This window comes from Flavobacterium cheongpyeongense (assembly GCF_003202435.1).
GTDB classification, from domain to species: Bacteria; Bacteroidota; Bacteroidia; order Flavobacteriales; family Flavobacteriaceae; genus Flavobacterium; species Flavobacterium cheongpyeongense.
Genome location: NZ_QJHK01000022.1, coordinates 54837 through 73571 on the forward strand (window position 1 = coordinate 54837; position 18735 = coordinate 73571).

General features: G+C 34.6%; 13 protein-coding genes. 2 read left to right on the plus strand and 11 right to left on the minus strand.

What is annotated here, in order from left to right; all coding sequences use genetic code 11:
• Window positions 1-206: 206 nt before the first annotated feature.
• Genes DMB65_RS18915 through DMB65_RS18950 form a run of 8 tightly spaced genes read right to left on the minus strand, consistent with a single transcriptional unit; the run spans window position 207 to window position 11737 of the window.
• Window positions 207-2015 carry a cytochrome c oxidase subunit I gene (locus tag DMB65_RS18915; protein WP_110308195.1) on the minus strand — a complete coding sequence of 603 codons (1809 nt, stop codon included), beginning with the start codon at window positions 2013-2015 and terminating at the stop codon, window positions 207-209.
• A gap of 30 nt (window positions 2016-2045) precedes the next feature.
• On the minus strand, window positions 2046-3236 hold the full coding sequence (locus tag DMB65_RS18920) for a cytochrome c oxidase subunit II (protein WP_110308196.1): 1191 nt from the start codon (window positions 3234-3236) through the stop codon (window positions 2046-2048).
• A gap of 19 nt (window positions 3237-3255) precedes the next feature.
• Window positions 3256-4782, minus strand: coding sequence for a cation-translocating P-type ATPase (locus DMB65_RS18925; RefSeq protein ID WP_110308197.1), 1527 nt, complete (start codon window positions 4780-4782; stop codon window positions 3256-3258).
• Between the two features lie 27 nt (window positions 4783-4809).
• Entirely contained in the window at window positions 4810-5355 is a 546-nt protein-coding gene (locus tag DMB65_RS18930; protein ID WP_165835003.1) for a c-type cytochrome, read from the minus strand.
• 8 nt (window positions 5356-5363) lie between these two features.
• A complete protein-coding gene (locus DMB65_RS18935; RefSeq protein WP_110308198.1) occupies window positions 5364-5888 on the minus strand; it encodes a DUF3341 domain-containing protein in 525 nt (174 codons plus the stop codon).
• Window positions 5881-7281, minus strand: a complete 1401-nt coding sequence (nrfD, locus tag DMB65_RS18940) for an NrfD/PsrC family molybdoenzyme membrane anchor subunit (protein ID WP_110308199.1) — start codon at window positions 7279-7281, stop codon at window positions 5881-5883. The genes DMB65_RS18935 and nrfD overlap by 8 nt, the downstream gene beginning before the upstream one ends.
• Window positions 7282-7319: 38 nt before the next feature.
• Entirely contained in the window at window positions 7320-10373 is a 3054-nt protein-coding gene (locus tag DMB65_RS18945; RefSeq protein WP_110308200.1) for a TAT-variant-translocated molybdopterin oxidoreductase, read from the minus strand.
• Between the two features lie 32 nt (window positions 10374-10405).
• Window positions 10406-11737 (minus strand): c-type cytochrome, encoded by a 1332-nt coding sequence (locus DMB65_RS18950; RefSeq protein ID WP_110308201.1) that lies wholly within the window; start codon window positions 11735-11737, stop codon window positions 10406-10408.
• 220 nt (window positions 11738-11957) lie between these two features.
• Here DMB65_RS18950 and DMB65_RS18955 point away from each other — a divergent pair, with 220 nt between their 5' ends.
• Complete coding sequence (locus tag DMB65_RS18955; RefSeq protein WP_110308202.1) at window positions 11958-12347, plus strand: SPOR domain-containing protein; 390 nt, start codon at window positions 11958-11960, stop codon at window positions 12345-12347.
• A gap of 222 nt (window positions 12348-12569) precedes the next feature.
• Here DMB65_RS18955 and infB read toward each other — a convergent pair whose 3' ends face one another.
• The 3 genes from infB to rimP are packed head-to-tail and all read right to left on the minus strand — an operon-like array spanning window position 12570 to window position 17220.
• Window positions 12570-15437, minus strand: a complete 2868-nt coding sequence (gene infB / locus DMB65_RS18960; protein WP_110308203.1) for a translation initiation factor IF-2 — start codon at window positions 15435-15437, stop codon at window positions 12570-12572.
• 51 nt (window positions 15438-15488) lie between these two features.
• Complete coding sequence (gene nusA, locus DMB65_RS18965) at window positions 15489-16742, minus strand: transcription termination factor NusA (protein WP_110308204.1); 1254 nt, start codon at window positions 16740-16742, stop codon at window positions 15489-15491.
• A gap of 13 nt (window positions 16743-16755) precedes the next feature.
• Window positions 16756-17220, minus strand: a complete 465-nt coding sequence (gene rimP / locus DMB65_RS18970; protein ID WP_165835004.1) for a ribosome assembly cofactor RimP — start codon at window positions 17218-17220, stop codon at window positions 16756-16758.
• A 174-nt stretch (window positions 17221-17394) separates the two neighbouring features.
• Here rimP and DMB65_RS18975 point away from each other — a divergent pair, with 174 nt between their 5' ends.
• A complete protein-coding gene (locus DMB65_RS18975) occupies window positions 17395-18219 on the plus strand; it encodes a universal stress protein (protein WP_110308206.1) in 825 nt (274 codons plus the stop codon).
• Window positions 18220-18735: the final 516 nt, after the last annotated feature.

Genomic DNA, 18735 nt, shown 5'->3' on the forward strand with positions numbered 1-18735 from the left:
CAACGTATTGTAATATGAAAGGCAGGAATAGTAACATTGTTTTATATATGTCAAAAAGATCAAGCTATAAATCCATAATAAAAAACTAGTTAAAAAAATAAAACGTTTATAATGAATTTTAAAATTCAATTATAAACGTTTTTTTAATCTATGAAACGAAGGAATCAAAACAGATAAGGTTTTCAGTCCTTCTAATAGATAAATTTTTAATGATGAAGCACTTCTTCACCTTCCATCATCGGTACATTTTGTGGTACAAAATCTACATCATGATTAGGGTTGCTGTAATCATATGGCCAACGATATACGTGAGGAATTTCACCTGGCCAGTTACCGTGGATATGTTCAACTGGAGTTGTCCATTCTAATGTTGTAGATTTCCATGGATTTTGTACTGCTTTCTTACCGTAGAAGATACTGCTAAAGAAGTTATACAAGAATACTAATTGGAAAGCTCCTCCAATAAGAGCAAATGTTGTAATTAAAACATTCACATTTTGTAAATCATCAAATAAAGGGAAGTTTGTGTTTGTATAATAACGTCTTGGTAAACCTGCTAATCCTATAAAATGCATTGGGAAGAAAACTCCGTAAGCACAAACTGCAGTAACCCAAAAGTGTATATACCCCAAGTTTTTGTTTAACATTCTTCCATACATTTTAGGGAACCAGTGGTAAATACCAGCGAACATTCCGTAAAGTGCAGAGATACCCATAACTAAATGAAAGTGAGCAATTACGAAGTAAGTATCGTGAACGTTAATATCTAAAGTACTATCCCCTAAAATGATTCCTGTCAAACCTCCAGTAATGAAAGTTGAAACCATTCCTATAGAGAATAACATTGCAGGGTTAAATTGTAAATTACCTTTCCATAAAGTTGTAATCCAGTTAAATGCTTTTACAGCAGAAGGAATTGCAATCAATAAAGTAGTAAATGTAAATACTGATCCTAAGAAAGGGTTCATCCCAGAAAGGAACATATGGTGTCCCCAAACAATTGTAGATAAAAATGCAATTGCAAGAACAGACATAATCATCGCTCTGTAACCGAAAATTGGTTTACGAGAGTTCGTAGCCATAATTTCAGAAACCAGACCCATAGCTGGTAAAATAACAATATAAACTTCAGGATGACCTAAAAACCAAAATAAGTGCTCAAACAATACAGGTGAACCTCCTTGGTAGTGTAAAACCTCACCTGCAATATAGATATCTGACAAGAAGAACGAAGTACCAAAACTTCTGTCGAATATTAATAATAAAGCAGCTGATAATAACACTGGAAATGAAATAACACCGATAATAGCTGTTACGAAAAAAGTCCAGATTGTAAGTGGAAGCCTAGTCATAGACATTCCTTTTGTTCTTAAGTTAATTACAGTAACAATATAATTTAAAGATCCCATCAAAGAAGATGCAATAAAAATTGCCATAGAAACTAACCATAAAGTCATACCTGTTCCTGATCCAGGAATCGCCTGAGGCAAAGCACTCAATGGTGGATAGATCGTCCAACCTGCAGATGCTGGTCCAGCCTCAACAAATAAGGAACATAACATGATGACAGCTGATAAGAAAAACAACCAATATGAAATCATATTCATAAATCCGGAAGCCATATCTCTTGCACCAATTTGAAGTGGAATAAGTAAATTACTAAAAGTACCACTCAAACCAGCCGTTAGCACAAAGAAAACCATTATAGTTCCGTGAATTGTAACTAAAGCTAAATAAATATCATTAGCCATTACACCATCAGGTGCAAATTTATCTCCTAATAAAACATTAAATATTTTGAAAGACTCCTCAGGCCAAGCTAATTGCATTCTGAAAAGCAAGGACATTGCAATACCAATTATACCCATTATAATACCGGTAATTAAGTATTGTTTCGCAATCATTTTGTGATCAATACTAAAAATATATTTAGTAATGAAAGTGTCTTTATGATGATGTTCGTGCTCGTGATCGTGTCCGTGATCGTGATCGTGATCGTGCGCTTCTGCTGACATATTTGTGTACTTTAAATTTTCTTAATAATATTATTTGATCGCAACTTTAGCTACAGCTGCTTTAACAGTATCAACTACAGCTTTAACAGTATCAATAACTTTAGCTGTACCATCTGTTGCAGGAGTTGCTCCTTCAACTGGTTTTTCTGCATCTGCTGCAGCTTTAATATCCTGAGCCAAAGTAGTTTTTTCGCTCAACCATTTTTTATAATCCTCAGGAGAATCCACCACAACTTTCATTTGCATATTGTAATGAGAGGCTCCACAAATTTTATTACATAATAATAAATAGTCAAATGTATAAGGATCTAAAGCTGTACCTCCTTTAGCAATAAGTTCAGCACTTTTTTCAGCTCTAAGTTTATTAATATTAGCTACTTTCTCAACCATAAAAGGGAGTTCTCTGTATTCAGCAGTTGTATATGTAGGAACAAAAGCAAATTCTGTAACCATTCCAGGAACGCAGTTCATTTGTGCTCTAAAGTGTGGAAAATATGCTGAATGCAGTACATCCTGCGAACGCATTTTAAAATGCACTTTTTTACCTTTAGGAATATGCAATTCTGAAACTACAATATCATCCTGAGAGTTTTTATCAGACATATCAACACCTAAAGTATTAACACCTTCTATTAAACGAACATTAGCCTTACCTAAAGTATTATCAGCTCCAGCGTATCTTGCAGTCCACTTGAATTGCTGTGCATATAATTCAATTTCGATAACATCTTCATCTTTATCTACAAACATGATATTATTCCATGCATACAAACCATAAAGGATTAAAACTGCTAAAACAACAGATGGTATAATACTCCAGATTGCTTCAAGTTTATTACTATCAGCAAAGAATAATGCTTTTTTATCTTTATTCCCTTTGTATTTGAAAGAAAACCAATGCAATAAACCTTGTGTAATGACCTGTACTGTGAAAATCAATACCCAAGTAATATTCATTAAACCATCTACTAAACTACCATGTTCAGAAGCAGGTGTATGAAGTGCTAAATTACCCCATTTCAATAATCCATAAATAGTAAAGGTATAAATGAAAGCTAAAAAGCCAAACATTATATAACCCTGAACATTATTGTCATTATCTGATGCAACCTGTGAATCGTCCGAAGATGAACCTACCTGAGTAAGATCAAATATCTTGGTCAATTGCCACAATGCAACTGCTAATAAAACTAAAACTACAATTACCAACAAACTTGTCATCTGTTTATTTCTTTAAATATTAATAATGAAAATGTTTACTTTCTTCTATAAAAGGATTTCTTTTTGCCAACAAAGGAGATTTACTCAAAGCAGTAAACACCACAAAAATAAATAAACCTAAGAAGAAAAGAATAGATGCAATTTCAGAAACTCCAATAAACCATCTGTCACCAACTGTACCAGGCATAATCATATTAAAGAAATCAACATAGTGACCTAATAAGATAACAATTCCAGCCATTACAATTACCCAGTTAAGACGTTTGAAATCTGTATTGATTAATATCAAAATTGGGAAAACAAAGTTCATAACTACAGCACCAAAGAAAGGCAGATTGTATAATTGAATTCTTGTAACGAAATAAGTTACCTCCTCAGGAATATTTGCATACCAAATCAACATGAATTGAGAAAACCACAAATAAGTCCAGAAAACACTAATTCCAAACATAAATTTAGCTAAATCGTGTATATGACTTGTATTTACAAATTCTAAATAACCTTTAGATTTTAAGTATATGGTAACTAATGCAATTGAAGTAATACCACTTACAAAGAAAGAAGCAAATACATACCAACCGAATAATGTACTAAACCAGTGTGGATCAAATGACATAATCCAATCCCAAGACATAATAGACTCAGATACAATAAAGAATACTAAAAAACCAGCAGATAATTTAAAATTCTTTTTATAATTTAAATCATCATTAGCATTATCCTGCGCCAAACAATTTTTTCTTGAATAATGACGGTATAAATTCCATCCTAATAAGAAAACACCCGCTCTTATAATCCAGAAAGGAAAGTTAAGATATCCTGATTTACCAGCTATAATAGCATCATAATGAGTGCTTTTTGGATCCGTTACACCCTCTCCTAACCATACAAAAATATGATTAAAATGCAATCCGCATAATACTAATATAATAAAGAAAATGATAGAACCTGCAGGTAAATAAGCAGTAATTCCTTGCATAACTCTAAATAAAACAGGGGACCAACCAGCCTGAGCTACCTGTTGAATAGCATAAAAAGCTAAAACTCCCATCGATAATAGTAAAAAGAAAATACAAGCTACATATAAAGCTGACCAAGGCTTGTTTTGCAATTGGTGCAGAACATGCTCAGCATGTGCCTTAGGATCATGTTCATGAGAAACTTCAGCGTGATTACTGGCTTTTTCCTCATGTACAACAGCAGGCTCAGTTTCATGCACTTCTTGGGAATTTACTTCATGAGGAATTTCTTCATTAGCAACAACCGAATCTTTACTTACAGACTCTTCAATATTTGCATCTTTTGCTTCTTCGTGTTGAACAGCTTCAACCGTTACATGATGTTGAGTTGCTTCTGCTTTTTCCTCATGATCAGCTACAGTAGCCTCACCATGTCCACCACCGTGCTCTGATGCTTCTTTAGTTAGAAGGGCTTCTACCTCTTCAATATTTTTAGGAGCAGTTAAAAAACCATATCCAATTCCTAATATACCAAGAGCCATTAGGATGATAGAAAAAGTTTTTAATTTACTTGAAAATGTATACATATCTATTACGATCAGTTTGTTCAACAATTATAATTGGCTTTTTAGTTTTAGAACATAGTCAGCAACTAACCAACGTTCGTGGGCACTTAATTGATTTGCATGTGAACCCATTGCATTTAAACCATAAGTCTCAACGTGAAAGATACTTCCTTCAGTAATTACTCTGTCCTTATAGCTAGGTACTCCAAGAAATTTTTCTCTTTCAACCAATTTACCTTTACCGTTTCCAGTTGCACCATGACAGCTAATACAGTAAATTTCAAAAAGTTCTTTTCCTTTTTCAGAACTTTTGTCTGCTTCACTCAAAGGTGATTTTAAATTTGCTTTCGCCAATTCATAACCAGCAGTCGTATTTGGGTATTCATAAGGTTCAAAACCTCGATTAATAGTTCCTTCTACAGGAAGTTGTCCTTCTTTTCCTCCTTTAAATACAGAAGCTTCTGAATATGTTTCATATCCTACTGATTCATACATGTTAGGAAAATACTGATAGTTTGGTGCCGAATTATTGTGGCAAGATGAAACTAAAATAGTTATACCAACTAAAAGTGTTATTTTATATATCCTTTTCATAGCTACAATTAATTCTTTTCAATTACTTTAACTTCAACAGCTCCTGTACCTTCAAAAAAAGCAACAAGTTCTGCTTCGTTATCTTTTACAGCGACTTCCATTAAGAAATGGTCATCTGTTGTTCTCACATCAGGATTTTCAGCTTGCTTAAATGGCCACAGTCTACTTCTCATGTAAAAAGTGATTACCATTAAATGGGCAGCAAAAAAAACAGTCATCTCAAACATAATTGGCACAAAAGATGGCATATTTTGAATGAAACTAAAACTTGGTTTACCACCAATATCCTGTGGCCAGTCATGAATCATGATATAACTCATCATTGTTGTTGCAACAGAAATTCCAACACATCCATATAAAAAAGCACAAATTGCTAATCTTGTTGGTGCTAAACCCATTGCTTTATCCAATCCATGAACTGGGAATGGAGTAAAAACCTCTTCAATATGATGATGAGCAGCTCTGGTTTTCTTTACTGCATCCATCAAAATATCATCGTCATTATAAATGGCGTATATTACTTTATTACTCATGATGTGAATCTTTATTTGCTCTTTCTCTAATGTAATTATCTCCTGTTCCTTTCAAAATTGTTTTTACCTCTGCCTGAGCAATTACAGGGAATGTTCTTGAGTATAATAAAAACAATACAAAGAAGAAACCAATTGTTCCGATGAAAATTCCAATATCAACAAATGTTGGTGAGAACATTGTCCAAGAAGATGGAAGGTAATCTCTATGTAAAGAAGTAACAATAATTACAAATCTTTCAAACCACATTCCGATGTTTACCACAATCGAAATAATAAATGAGAACATGATACTAGTTCTTAATTTTTTGAACCACATAAATTGTGGAGAGAAAACGTTGCAAGTCATCATCGACCAATATGCCCACCAATAAGGTCCGGTAGCTCGGTTTAAGAACGCATATTGCTCATACTCTACACCTGAATACCAAGCTACGAATAACTCAGTAATATATGCAACACCAACAATAGAACCAGTAATCATAATAATGATATTCATTAATTCGATATGCTGTAATGTGATATAGGCCTCAAGATTTGAAACTTTTCTCATAACAATTAACAATGTATTTACCATCGCGAATCCTGAGAATACCGCTCCAGCAACGAAGTATGGTGGGAAAATTGTTGTATGCCATCCAGGAATTACAGAAGTAGCAAAATCCATCGATACGATAGTATGCACAGAAAGCACAAGAGGAGTAGCTAAACCAGCTAATACTAAAGATACTTCTTCAAAACGCTGCCAATCTTTAGCCCTTCCGCTCCATCCGAAACTCAGGATAGAATAAACCTTTTTATTAAAAGGAGTTATAGCTCTATCACGAAGCATAGCAAAGTCAGGTAATAAACCGGTCCACCAAAAAACCAATGATACCGAAAGATATGTTGAAATTGCAAACACGTCCCAAAGTAATGGTGAGTTAAAGTTTACCCATAAAGATCCAAATTGATTTGGAATAGGTAAAACCCAGTATGCTAACCATGGGCGTCCCATGTGAATAATTGGAAATAAACCTGCCTGAACTACTGAGAAAATAGTCATTGCCTCTGCAGAACGGTTAATAGCCATTCTCCAACGTTGACGGAAAAGCAATAATACTGCAGAAATTAATGTTCCAGCGTGACCAATACCAACCCACCAAACAAAGTTCGTGATATCCCAGGCCCAACCAACTGTTTTATTTAATCCCCATGTTCCGATACCGGTAGATACGGTGTAAATGATACAACCTAACCCCCAAAGGAAGGCTATTAATGCGATTGAAAATACAATCCACCATTGTTTGTTTGCAGGACCTTCAACAGGTGCAGCTACATCTACTGTTACATCGTGATAAGATTTATCACCTATAACTAAAGGTTTTCTAATGGGTGCTTCGTAATGAGACGACATAATCCTTTATATTGTTTCTTAATTAATAATTTTTTGTACTACGTATTTCTAACTTTAACATGGTAAACCACATTAGGTTTTGTTCCAACATGCTCCAATAAGTGATATGATCTTTCATCAGCTGCTAATTTAGCAACTTTACTTTCAGTATCATTAACATCACCAAATATCATTGCTCCAGAAGAACAAGCGTTAGAACAAGCTGTTTGGAATTCGCCATCAGTAACTGGACGACCTTCGTTTTTAGCTTTTAATTTAGTAGCTTGTGTCATTTGAATACACATAGAACATTTTTCCATAACTCCACGAGAACGAACGTTAACGTCTGGGTTTAACACCATACGTCCTAAATCGTCATTCATGTGGTAATCGAATTCTGTGTTTTTGTTGTACAAGAACCAGTTGAAACGACGTACTTTATATGGACAGTTGTTTGCACAGTAACGAGTACCAACACATCTGTTGTATGCCATGTGGTTTTGACCTTCACGACCGTGAGATGTAGCAGCTACAGGACAAACTGTCTCACAAGGTGCGTGATTACAGTGCTGACACATAACTGGTTGGAATGAAACTTGTGGATTCTCTCCAGCCTTTTCCATTTCATTAAAAGTAGATAATGAACTAGATAAACCGGCAATATTTTCTTTTCTTTCATTATCACCTTCAAAAGTACTCTCAGAAGAATAATACCTGTCAATACGCAACCAATGCATATCTCGGCTTCTTCTTACCTCTGCTTTACCAACAACTGGAACGTTATTTTCAGCATGACAAGCAATAACACATGCACCACAACCAGTACAAGCATTTAAGTCGATTGAAAGATTAAAGTGATGCCCTGTAGTACGATCAAAGGATTCCCACAAATCTACAGTTGTAGCCTCAACTTCCTGATGATCTAAAGATACCATTGGTTTTTCATTCCAATGTTCAGCATCTTTAGTATTAAAGATTTCAAGAGTAGTTTCTTTAATAATATCTCCTCTACCCATTAATGTTTTCTGACCCTGAACACAAGCGAACTCATGAACTCCATTTGCTTTCGCTATAGAAACAGATTGAACACTATTGAAGTTCTTATATAAAGTATAGGCATTTAAACCTACCTGCATTTCATCTTTTAAAGCTGCTTTTCGACCATACCCTAGAGCCAAACCAACTGTGCCAACAGCTTGTCCAGGCTGAACAATTACCGGAACATTTTCTAATTTACCACCATCAGCAGTAGTAATTGTAGCATAACTACCATTTAAACCACCGTTGGCAACAATTTCATTTGTCAAACCAAGTTTCTTAGCGTCAGCATTAGAAACAGTTACGTAATTATCCCACGAAACCCTTGTAATTGGATCTGGAAACTCTTGCAACCAAGGATTGTTTGCTTGTTGTCCATCACCCATTCCTGTTTTAGTATATAATACCAATTCAAAATCTCCGGCTAATCTTGACTTAGCTAAGGCACTTGCAGCAGCAGCATAATCAAAAGAACCTGCTGATAAGGCAGTAGAACCTATTACAAAAACACCATCATGTAAAACCTTATTCCAAGAAGTACCCACAATAATACCAGCTGAATTAGCTTTGATATAATCATAGAAAGTTCCAGGAATTCCGTTTAATGATAGTAAAACGTCTTGAAATTGTTTAGTATTGAATATAGGACGAATAGTTGGTTGAGTCAAGCTATAAGTTCCTTTTGTAATCACAACATCTCCCCAAGATTCTAAGTAATGAGGAGCTGGAGCAGCAATTGTAGTAAGTAAAGCAGTTTCATCCTCCTTTAAAGAAAATGCAACTGAAGTTTTTACCTTTTTTAATCCCGCTTCAAAAGAAGCAGCATCCGCTAAAGTGTAAGCCGGGTTAACACCACTCATTATCAAGGTATGAACACTTCCTGCATTCATATCTTTCAGTAACTGAGCAACAACAGCATCAGAACCTTTTCTAATTTGCCTAGTTCCGGCAGTACTAAAAGCTTCACTAGCCAGCACTTGGTTTATGGCTAAAACTAATAATTGAGCATTTTTATCTTCAAGTCCGGATACTAAAACTCCTTTAGAACCAGCAGCCTTAAGTTGCTGAGCAGCTTTTACTACTTCACCTTTAAAGTGAGCTTCTAAAGAAACATTAATATTCGCACCTGCGACAATATTATATATTTGAACTAAAGCTTGTTTTTGATCAGCTGTAGTCATTGGAACACGCTTGTCAGCAGCTGCACCAGATAAAGTCATATTAGATTCAAACTGAAAATGGCGAGACATTTTACCATTTTGAGGGATACGCCCTTTTGCATAACCCGAATCATATCCGCCACCTTGCCAGTCTCCTAAGAAATCTGCTCCGACAGAAACAATCAAAGAAGCTTTTGAAAAATCATAATCAACTAAAGCTCTTTCTCCATACACAGTTTCAAATGCATCTAACGCATCTGATGAAGAAACAGCATCATAAACAACATGCTTTGCATTTGGGTTTTTAGCAATAAACTCACCAATCAATTTCTCAGTTGACGGACTTGCCAGAGTATTAGTCAATAATACAACTTGCCCTCCTTTTGCTTTTGCATCAGCAAGACTGGATTTGATTTTTAAATCAACAGCTGACCAGCTACTATTTTTCCCTTCCAATTTAGGCTCTTTCAAACGCATACTATCATATAATGACAAGATAGACGCATGAATTCTAGCATTGGCCGAAAACTTAGCACCAGAAATAGTATTGTTATCAATTTTAATTGGACGACCTTCACGAGTTTTTACTAAAAGGTTAGCGAAATCAAAACCATCAAAAACAGTTGTTGCGTAATAATCAGCAACACCTGGAATGATTTGTTCCGGTTGTAACACATAAGGTATAGACTTGTGAACAGGACCTTCGCAAGCAGCAAGAGTTACGGCTGCAGTACTAAATCCTACGTACTTTAAAAAGTCACGACGTGAAGTTCCAGATGTAGCTAAAGCATCTGCATTTCCTAAAAACTCATCAGTAGGAATTTCTTCAACAAATTCGTTATTTCTAAGCGCCTCAACAATAGAACTATTTTCTAGCTCTTCAACACTTTTCCAGTATTTTTTGTTTGATGACATTGTATATAAATATTAAAATCTTAATAATTCGATTAATAGTGGCATTTACCGCATTCTAAACCTCCCATTTGCGCTGCAGTTAATTTCTCTACACCGTATTTTTTAGAAAGTTCAGCATGAATTTTATCATAATATGCATTTCCTTCCATCTTAACATCAGTTTTTCTATGGCAATCAACACACCAACCCATTGTTAATTTAGAATATTGCTTCATGATTTCAAATTCCTGTACCGGACCGTGACAAGTCTGACACTCAACTCCGGCAACAGAAACGTGCTGTGAGTGATTGAAATACACAAAATCAGGTAAATTATGAATACGAACCCATTTTACAGGCTTAGTTTTTCCAGTATACACTTGCTTAGTTTTATCCCAACCAACAGCGTCATATAACTTTTGAATCTCACCATCATAAAATGCCTTGGTGTACTCTGGCGTAGCAGTAGTTTCAGCAACTTCAGAAATATTTTTATGACAGTTCATACAAACATTCAAAGAAGGAATACCTGCATTTTTACTTACACGAGCAGCAGAGTGACAATATTTACAATTGATTTCGTTATCGCCAGCGTGAATTTTATGAGAGTAATGAATTGGCTGAATTGGCTCATAGTTTTGATCTACACCAACTTGCATCAAAAATCCATATACAAAATAACCACTTGCCAAAAGTAAAAAGATTGAAGTAACTAAAACTAAAAATTGATTTTTAGCAAATGCTTTCCAGATTGGAGTTTTGGCTTCTTTCGAAGATACTTCAATACCATTTTTATTTGCAACCTTAGTCAACACTTTGTTCACCATGAACAACATCACAACCAAAATAGCCATTACAAGGGCAAGAGCGCCTAAAATAATATTATTAGATATTCCACCACCGTCAACATTAGTTCCCGGAGGAGTAGCCGCACCACCAGAAGGAGGAGCAGGCTCAGCTTTTTCTTCAGAAGTATAAGCGATAATATTATCAATATCACCTTCAGATAATTGAGGAAAAGCAGTCATTACAGACTTGTTGTTCTCTTCAAAAAGCTTAACTGCAACAGGATCACCTGACTTAATCATATCAGAACTGTTATGCACCCACTTGTAAATCCAAGCCATATCATGCTTTCCGGCAATACCTCTTAGAGCAGGGCCTGTTGATTTAGCATCTAATTTGTGACATGCAGCACAATTTGCATTAAAAAGTTCTTTCCCTTTTACAGGATCTCCACCAGATGCAGCTACCGGAGCAGCAGCTTCAGTCGCCGCAGGAGCAGCAGGATCTTGAGCAAATGAAGTTAGGGAGAAAATCAGCGTTAGCGATAAGCTAAGCAGCAATTTTCTTGAGATCGAATTATGGTTACCCACCTTTTTCATATAGTATAAAATTATCTACTAATTTTTTGGTATGATTTTTTCTGTATCTAATTAGTCAAAATCGAACACCTTTTTTTTAAAACTTGCACAAAAATACAATTTAAGTACTATTCTCAAAACCTTAAAATAGTCTTAAATATCAATTTATATCAATTCTAAATAATAAGAACATTTCACATATAAACTTTAAATACTACTTTTGTACAAAAACCATCACATTATGAGAATTTTAACTCCTTCAAAAAAGATTTTCCTATCATTATCTATGTTTGCATTCACATATAATATTAATGCTCAAGACCAAAATATTACTCTAAACCAAGACCCTAAATTTGAGCAATTATTGAATGATAAACGTAAAATTAACACGTCAATTAGTACCAATGACACTTACAAAATTCAAATTTTTAGTGGTAAAAGCGAAGAAGCAAAAAAAACATTATCTAGCTTTAAAAGAGAGTTTAACCCGATAAATGGTACGATAATTTTCAATACTCCAAACTACAAAGTTTTGGTTGGGAATTTTAAAACCAGAATTGAGGCCGAACGAAATTTAGAAGAAATAAAAAAGAAGTACAAAAGCGTTTTCCTTATTAAACCAAGCAAATAAATTCAGACTTAATACTAAATTACGACTTCCCCATGGTTTTATTACCTGGCTTTCTTGTTTAAGAAAAGAAGTCAACATACAACTTTCTTAAAAAAGTCTTTAATTTATTGTTTTAATTCCATCTCAGATATTAAGACACAAGAAGAAGCTAGTTCCTGTATTATAATTTACAATGCATTAGAAACAAAAAAAAGCCCCAATTTTCATTGGGACTTTTTTGTTTTATTTCAACTTCTTTTTAATTGCTACCTCATGATAGGCTTCTATGACATCTCTTTCTTCTATGTCATTATAACCTTTAATCTGAATACCACAATCATATCCTTTTGTCACTTCTTTAACATCATCTTTAAAGCGTTTTAATGCCACCAGCTCCCCTGTATGTACAACAACACCATCTCTGATTACCCTAATTTTTGAAGCTCTCAAGATCTTACCATCTGTCACCATGCAACCAGCAATAGAGCCCACTTTAGAAATTTTGAATATTTCGCGAATTTCTGCAGTACCCAGAATTTCTTCCTTCATTTCTGGAGCCAACATCCCTTCCATTGCATCTTTCAAGTCATCAATTGCTGCATAGATAATCGAGTAGTAACGAATATCAATTTCTTCTTTATCGGCAAGTTGTCTTGCATTTCCTGCAGGACGCACATTAAATCCGATAATGATGGCGTCCGAAGCAGAAGCCAAGTTAACATCGGTCTCTGTAATTGCACCAACACCTTTATGTATAATATTAATTTGAACTTCTTCTGTAGAAAGTTTAGAGAATGAATCAGATAATGCCTCAACAGATCCATCAACATCTCCTTTAAGAATAACATTTAACTCTTTAAACTGACCAAGAGCGATACGACGTCCAATTTCATCAAGTGTAATATGTCTTTGTGTACGCACAGATTGTTCACGCATTAACTGAGAACGTTTGGAAGCAATTTGTTTCGCTTCTTTTTCGTCTTCAAACACATTGAACTTATCTCCGGCCGTAGCCGCTCCATCCAGACCTAAAACTGATACCGGAGTAGATGGTCCTGCCTCTTTGACATTATGTCCACGCTCATCATGCATGGCTTTAATCTTACCATGATGCTTTCCAGCCAGCATATAATCTCCAACTTTTAAGGTTCCGTGTTGAACCAAAATTGTAGAAACATATCCTTTTCCTTTATCTAAGAAAGCTTCAACCACAGTTCCCTGAGCTGCTTTATTTGGATTCGATTTTAAATCTAAAATCTCTGCCTCTAATAAAACTTTTTCTAACAATTCTTTTACCCCTGTTCCAACTTTCGCAGAAATATCATGTGACTGAATTTTTCCACCCCAATCTTCAACAAGTAAATTCATACCAGCCAGACGTTCTTTGATTTTCTCAACATTCGCATTTGGCTTATCAATTTTATTGATTGCAAATATAATTGGCACTCCCGCTGCTTGTGCATGAGAAATTGCTTCTTTTGTTTGTGGCATGATGTCATCATCCGCAGCTACCACTATAATAGCAATATCAGTAACTTGAGCCCCACGTGCACGCATTGCAGTAAACGCCTCGTGTCCAGGTGTGTCTAAGAATGCGATTTTTTGACCATTATCTAAAGTTACTCCGTAAGCTCCAATGTGCTGTGTAATGCCTCCTGACTCTCCAGCAATAACATTTTCTTTACGTATATAATCCAGTAAAGATGTTTTACCGTGATCGACGTGCCCCATTACTGTAACAATCGGCGCTCTTACTACCAAGTCTTCTTCTTTGTCTTCAACAACTTCGATAGCCTCTTCGATGTCAACAGTGATAAACTCAACTTCATAACCAAATTCATCCGCTACTATAGTCAAAGTTTCAGCATCCAAACGTTGGTTCATGGTAACCATGATACCAAGAGACATACAAGTTCCAATTACCTTAGTAATCGGCACATCCATCATTATTGCAATTTCACCTACAGTAACAAATTCAGTAACTTTAATAGTTTTACTTCCTTCATCTAGTGCTCTTTGCTCCTCATCAGATTTCTGACGATGGGTATCTCTTTTATCTCTTCTGTATTTAGCGGCTTTTGATTTTCCACCTTTCCCTTGAAGTTTTTCAAGAGTCTCTCTAATTTGGTTTTTTACTTCCTCTTCGGTAGGTTCAACCTTTGCTACAATAGCCGGTCGGTTACCTTTTACGAAACCGGGTCTTGCACTTCTGTTAGCATTAAAACCACCGCTACCTGTATTTGGTGTAATTTTATTAGGATTTGGTGTACCCGAAGCATTTCCTGTTGCAGGTTTTTGCGTGCCAGGAGCTCCTGGCTTAGGAGCGATTCTTTTACGCTTATTTTTATTAGCGTTATTATTTGCACCTGGAGTACCCGGTTTATTTGGTGTTATTTTTGGATCTTCCTTCTTTTTCTTAGGCTTATTAAATTGAGATAAATCAATTGTCTGACCTGTAAGAGTCGTTCCTGATAATTTTTGATATTGTGTCGTGATCGTTTCCTCTGCAGTTTCAGGATGAGTTGCAACAATTGGCTCCTGTGCTGTTTTAGAAACTTCAACTTTTACTTCTTTTTTCTCAGTAATAATAGGTTTTTCTATTTTGTCTTGACTTACTGGAGCTTCAGTTTTAACCTCTTCTTTTTGGATTGGTTTTTCAGTTTCAGCCTGAACAACAACTTTAGGTTCTTCTGCCTTAGTTTTAACAGGCTCTTCTGAAGGTACAGAAACAGCAACAGGTTTTTTGGGATTCAAGTCAATTTTACCAACCTGAACGGGTCCTGCAACAACAGCCTTTGCTTTTATAATTTCGTGCTGTTTTTGACGTTCTTCGTCTTGTCTGCGTTTGTCTTCAATTTCTTTCTCACGTTCAACACGCAATGCTTCTTTTTCTTTTCTTTTCTCTTCCCCTACCTCTTTAGAAGCTTCCTTATTACCCTTATCGCCCGCAAATTGGCTTTGCAGGATATTAAATTCGCTATCAGAAATTTTTGCATTTGGATTTGCATCAATAGCAATTCCCTTATCTTTTAGATAATCAACAGCTCTTTCTAACGAAATATTTAATTCCCTTAAAACCTTGTTTATTCTTATTACTCTCTCTTCAGACATATAACCTTTTTATTATTACCTTTTTCGTTGTGTTGCTTAGAGTAGATACAACTAGCTATCAAACTCTTCTTTTAGTATTTTCATAACATCAAGAATTGTTTCCTCTTCCAAATCTGTTCTTCTTACTAAATCTTCTACTTCTTGTTTCAAAATACTTTTTGCAGTATCCAAACCTATTTTCGCAAATTCTTCAATTACCCATTCTTCAATCTCATCTGAAAACTCTGTTAATTCAACATCATCTTCATCTGCAACCGTACCGGCAACATCACCTTCACGAATAACATCTAATTCGTAACCTGTTAACTGACCCGCTAATTTAATATTGTGACCTCCTCTACCAATTGCTTTTGAAACTTCTTCTAATTTCAAAAAAACTTCAGCTCTTTTATTTTCTTCATCAATTTTCACTGAAGAAACTTTTGCAGGGCTTAATGCTCTTGTAATAAACAATTGGATATTATTTGTGTAATTGATTACATCTATATTTTCGTTTCCTAGTTCACGAACAATTCCATGAATACGGGATCCTTTCATACCTACGCAAGCTCCAACCGGATCAATTCGGTCATCATAAGAGTCTACTGCTACTTTTGCTTTTTCACCCGGAATACGTACTACATTTTTAACCGTAATCAAACCGTCGAATACTTCTGGAATTTCCTGCTCAAATAATTTTTCTAAAAACTTCTCAGAAGTTCTTGACATAATAATCTGAGGCTTATTCCCTTTTAATTCAACACTTTCAATGATACCACGAACATTATCTCCTTTTCGGAAGAAATCAGATGGTATTTGTTTTTCTTTCGGAAGTACGATTTCGTTACCCTCGTCATCAACCAAGATAACTACTCGGGGACGTACATGGTGTACTTCGGCAGTATAAATATCACCGATAATATCCTTAAATTGTTTATAAAGATTTGTATTATCGTGTTCGTGAATTTTAGATATTAAGTTTTGACGCAATGCTAAAATAGCCCTTCTTCCTAAATCAATCAATTTAACTTCTTCAGAAACCTCTTCGCCAATTTCAAAATCTGCTTCGATCATTCTTGCTTCAGTCAGCGTAATTTCTTCATTTTCAAAATCCAGATCTTCGTCAGCAACGATTACTCTTCTTCTCCAAATCTCCATATCTCCTTTATCAGGATTTATAATAATGTCGAAGTTATCATCAGAACCGTATTTTTTCTTCAATGCATTTCTAAACACGTCCTCCAAAATTGCCATAAGCGTTACACGATCAATAAGTTTATTATCTTTAAACTCTGAGAATGAATCGATTAATGCTAAATTTTCCATGCGAATTCTTTAATTAAAATGTTACTGTAACAATTGCCTCTTTAATTTCTGTGTAAGGTATTTGTTGCTCTTTTTGAACTGTTTCTTTTCCTTTTCCTATTTTCTTCGGTTCTCTTGCCTCCCAAGACAAAATTATAAAAACATCGTTAGCTTCTACTAATTCTGCTTCAATTTTTTCATTATTTGTAGTAACAATCAATGTTCTACCAATATTCTTTATGTATTGTCTTGTAAATTTAAGTGGAGAACCTACTCCTACAGATGCTACTTCAAGAGAAAAATCCTGTTCTTCTCGATCCAGGTTATTCTCAATTGCACGACTGATATCAATACAATCCTGAAGTGCTACTCCATTATCCCCATCTAAACCTACACTAATTTTAAAAGAATCAGAAATACTTAAATCAATCAAAAAAATTGACGGCTTTTCTAAAAGAGCTTCTGTAATTAATGCGTTTACTTTTTCTTTAAATGTCATAATTTTATAAAAAGAGGGGACACTTAGTCCCCTCATTATTTAGATTTTAATAAATAACGGTGCAAATATAGTGTTTTTTTTATAAATCAAATAATTAGATTGCTCTATAATATTTCTTATCTTTATGAGAGCATTAAAATAATGCCTTATTCAATAATTTAACCTCAAAAAATTATGAAACGAATTTTAGTCCCTACTGACTTCTCAGAACACGCTGAAGACGCTTTAAAAGTAGCAGCACAAATAGCCCGTAAACACAATTCAGAGATCATCCTGCTTCACATGCTGGAATTACCCAGCCAAATGAATGATGCCATTACGGGTGGTGCGAGTATCCCGGAAACCATGCTATTTATGAAAAAAGCCAATGAAATGCTCGACAAAGCTACCGAAAAACCGTATCTACAAGACATCTCCGTGACTGAAATTTTAAAAATGGACAAAATAATCCACGGAATTTCGCAGGTCAGCAAAGAAAACAATATTGACTTAATTATAATGGGGTCTCATGGTTCCTCAGGTGTTGAAGAGTTATTAATTGGATCTAATACCGAAAAAGTTGTTAGAAATTCAGATATTCCAGTTTTGGTTATCAAAAAAGACATTTTAAATTTTAGCGCATCTACTATAGTTTTTGCTTCTGATTTTACAGAAGAATCTAAAAAACCCTTTGAAAAACTATTAAACTTCACACAATTCTTTGATTCAAAAATACATTTGGTTACAATTTGCACACCAAACAGTTTTAAACCAACTCATGTTGTTGAAAAAGCAATGAAAGATTTTGTAAAACAATTTAGCCTGACAAATTATTCGACACACATTTACAACGACACCAATATAGAAAAAGGAATTATTAATTTCTCAAACAGTATAAACGCTGATATTATTGGAATGTGTACTCATGGAAGAACTGGTTTTGCTCATTTTTTTAATGGCAGTATCAGTGAAGGATTGGTAAATCATGCTTCCAGACCCGTTATAACATTTAAAATTTGAAATACTTAAAAACTTATGAAACCATCAGTAAATACTGATGGTTTTATAAAATTATACTTTACGAATTGATTTTCTTTCTTTTACCTACATTTTAATGACAATATTTTCGTAATTCGGGCTCTTACCTTCTTTTTCTTCCAGCTATGGAATTAATTTAACTATAACAAATCTTAGAGCTAATTTACCCCAAAACAACACAGAAAATTGCAAACTAACCAATACCTTAAAGAAAAACAAAAGATATATGAGGTTTAAAGTTATTTACTTCCTAGTCTTTCAATATTTAGTGGGGAAATTTTAGAATCTAAAGAAGACGAAAAGTATTAAATAACCTTCTTTTAGCGATAAGCGAATATCCTTACAGTTTTATAGAAGAAGGATTTAAACTTATTGAGTTAGTCATTTAGTTTCTGTATCTTTATGCCTTTAAAATCATACGTTATGGAAGTGTTTGAAGGACAAAGCATACTAAACTTTATAAAAGAATTGCCAAATGATGAAGCATGCAAAGCTTAT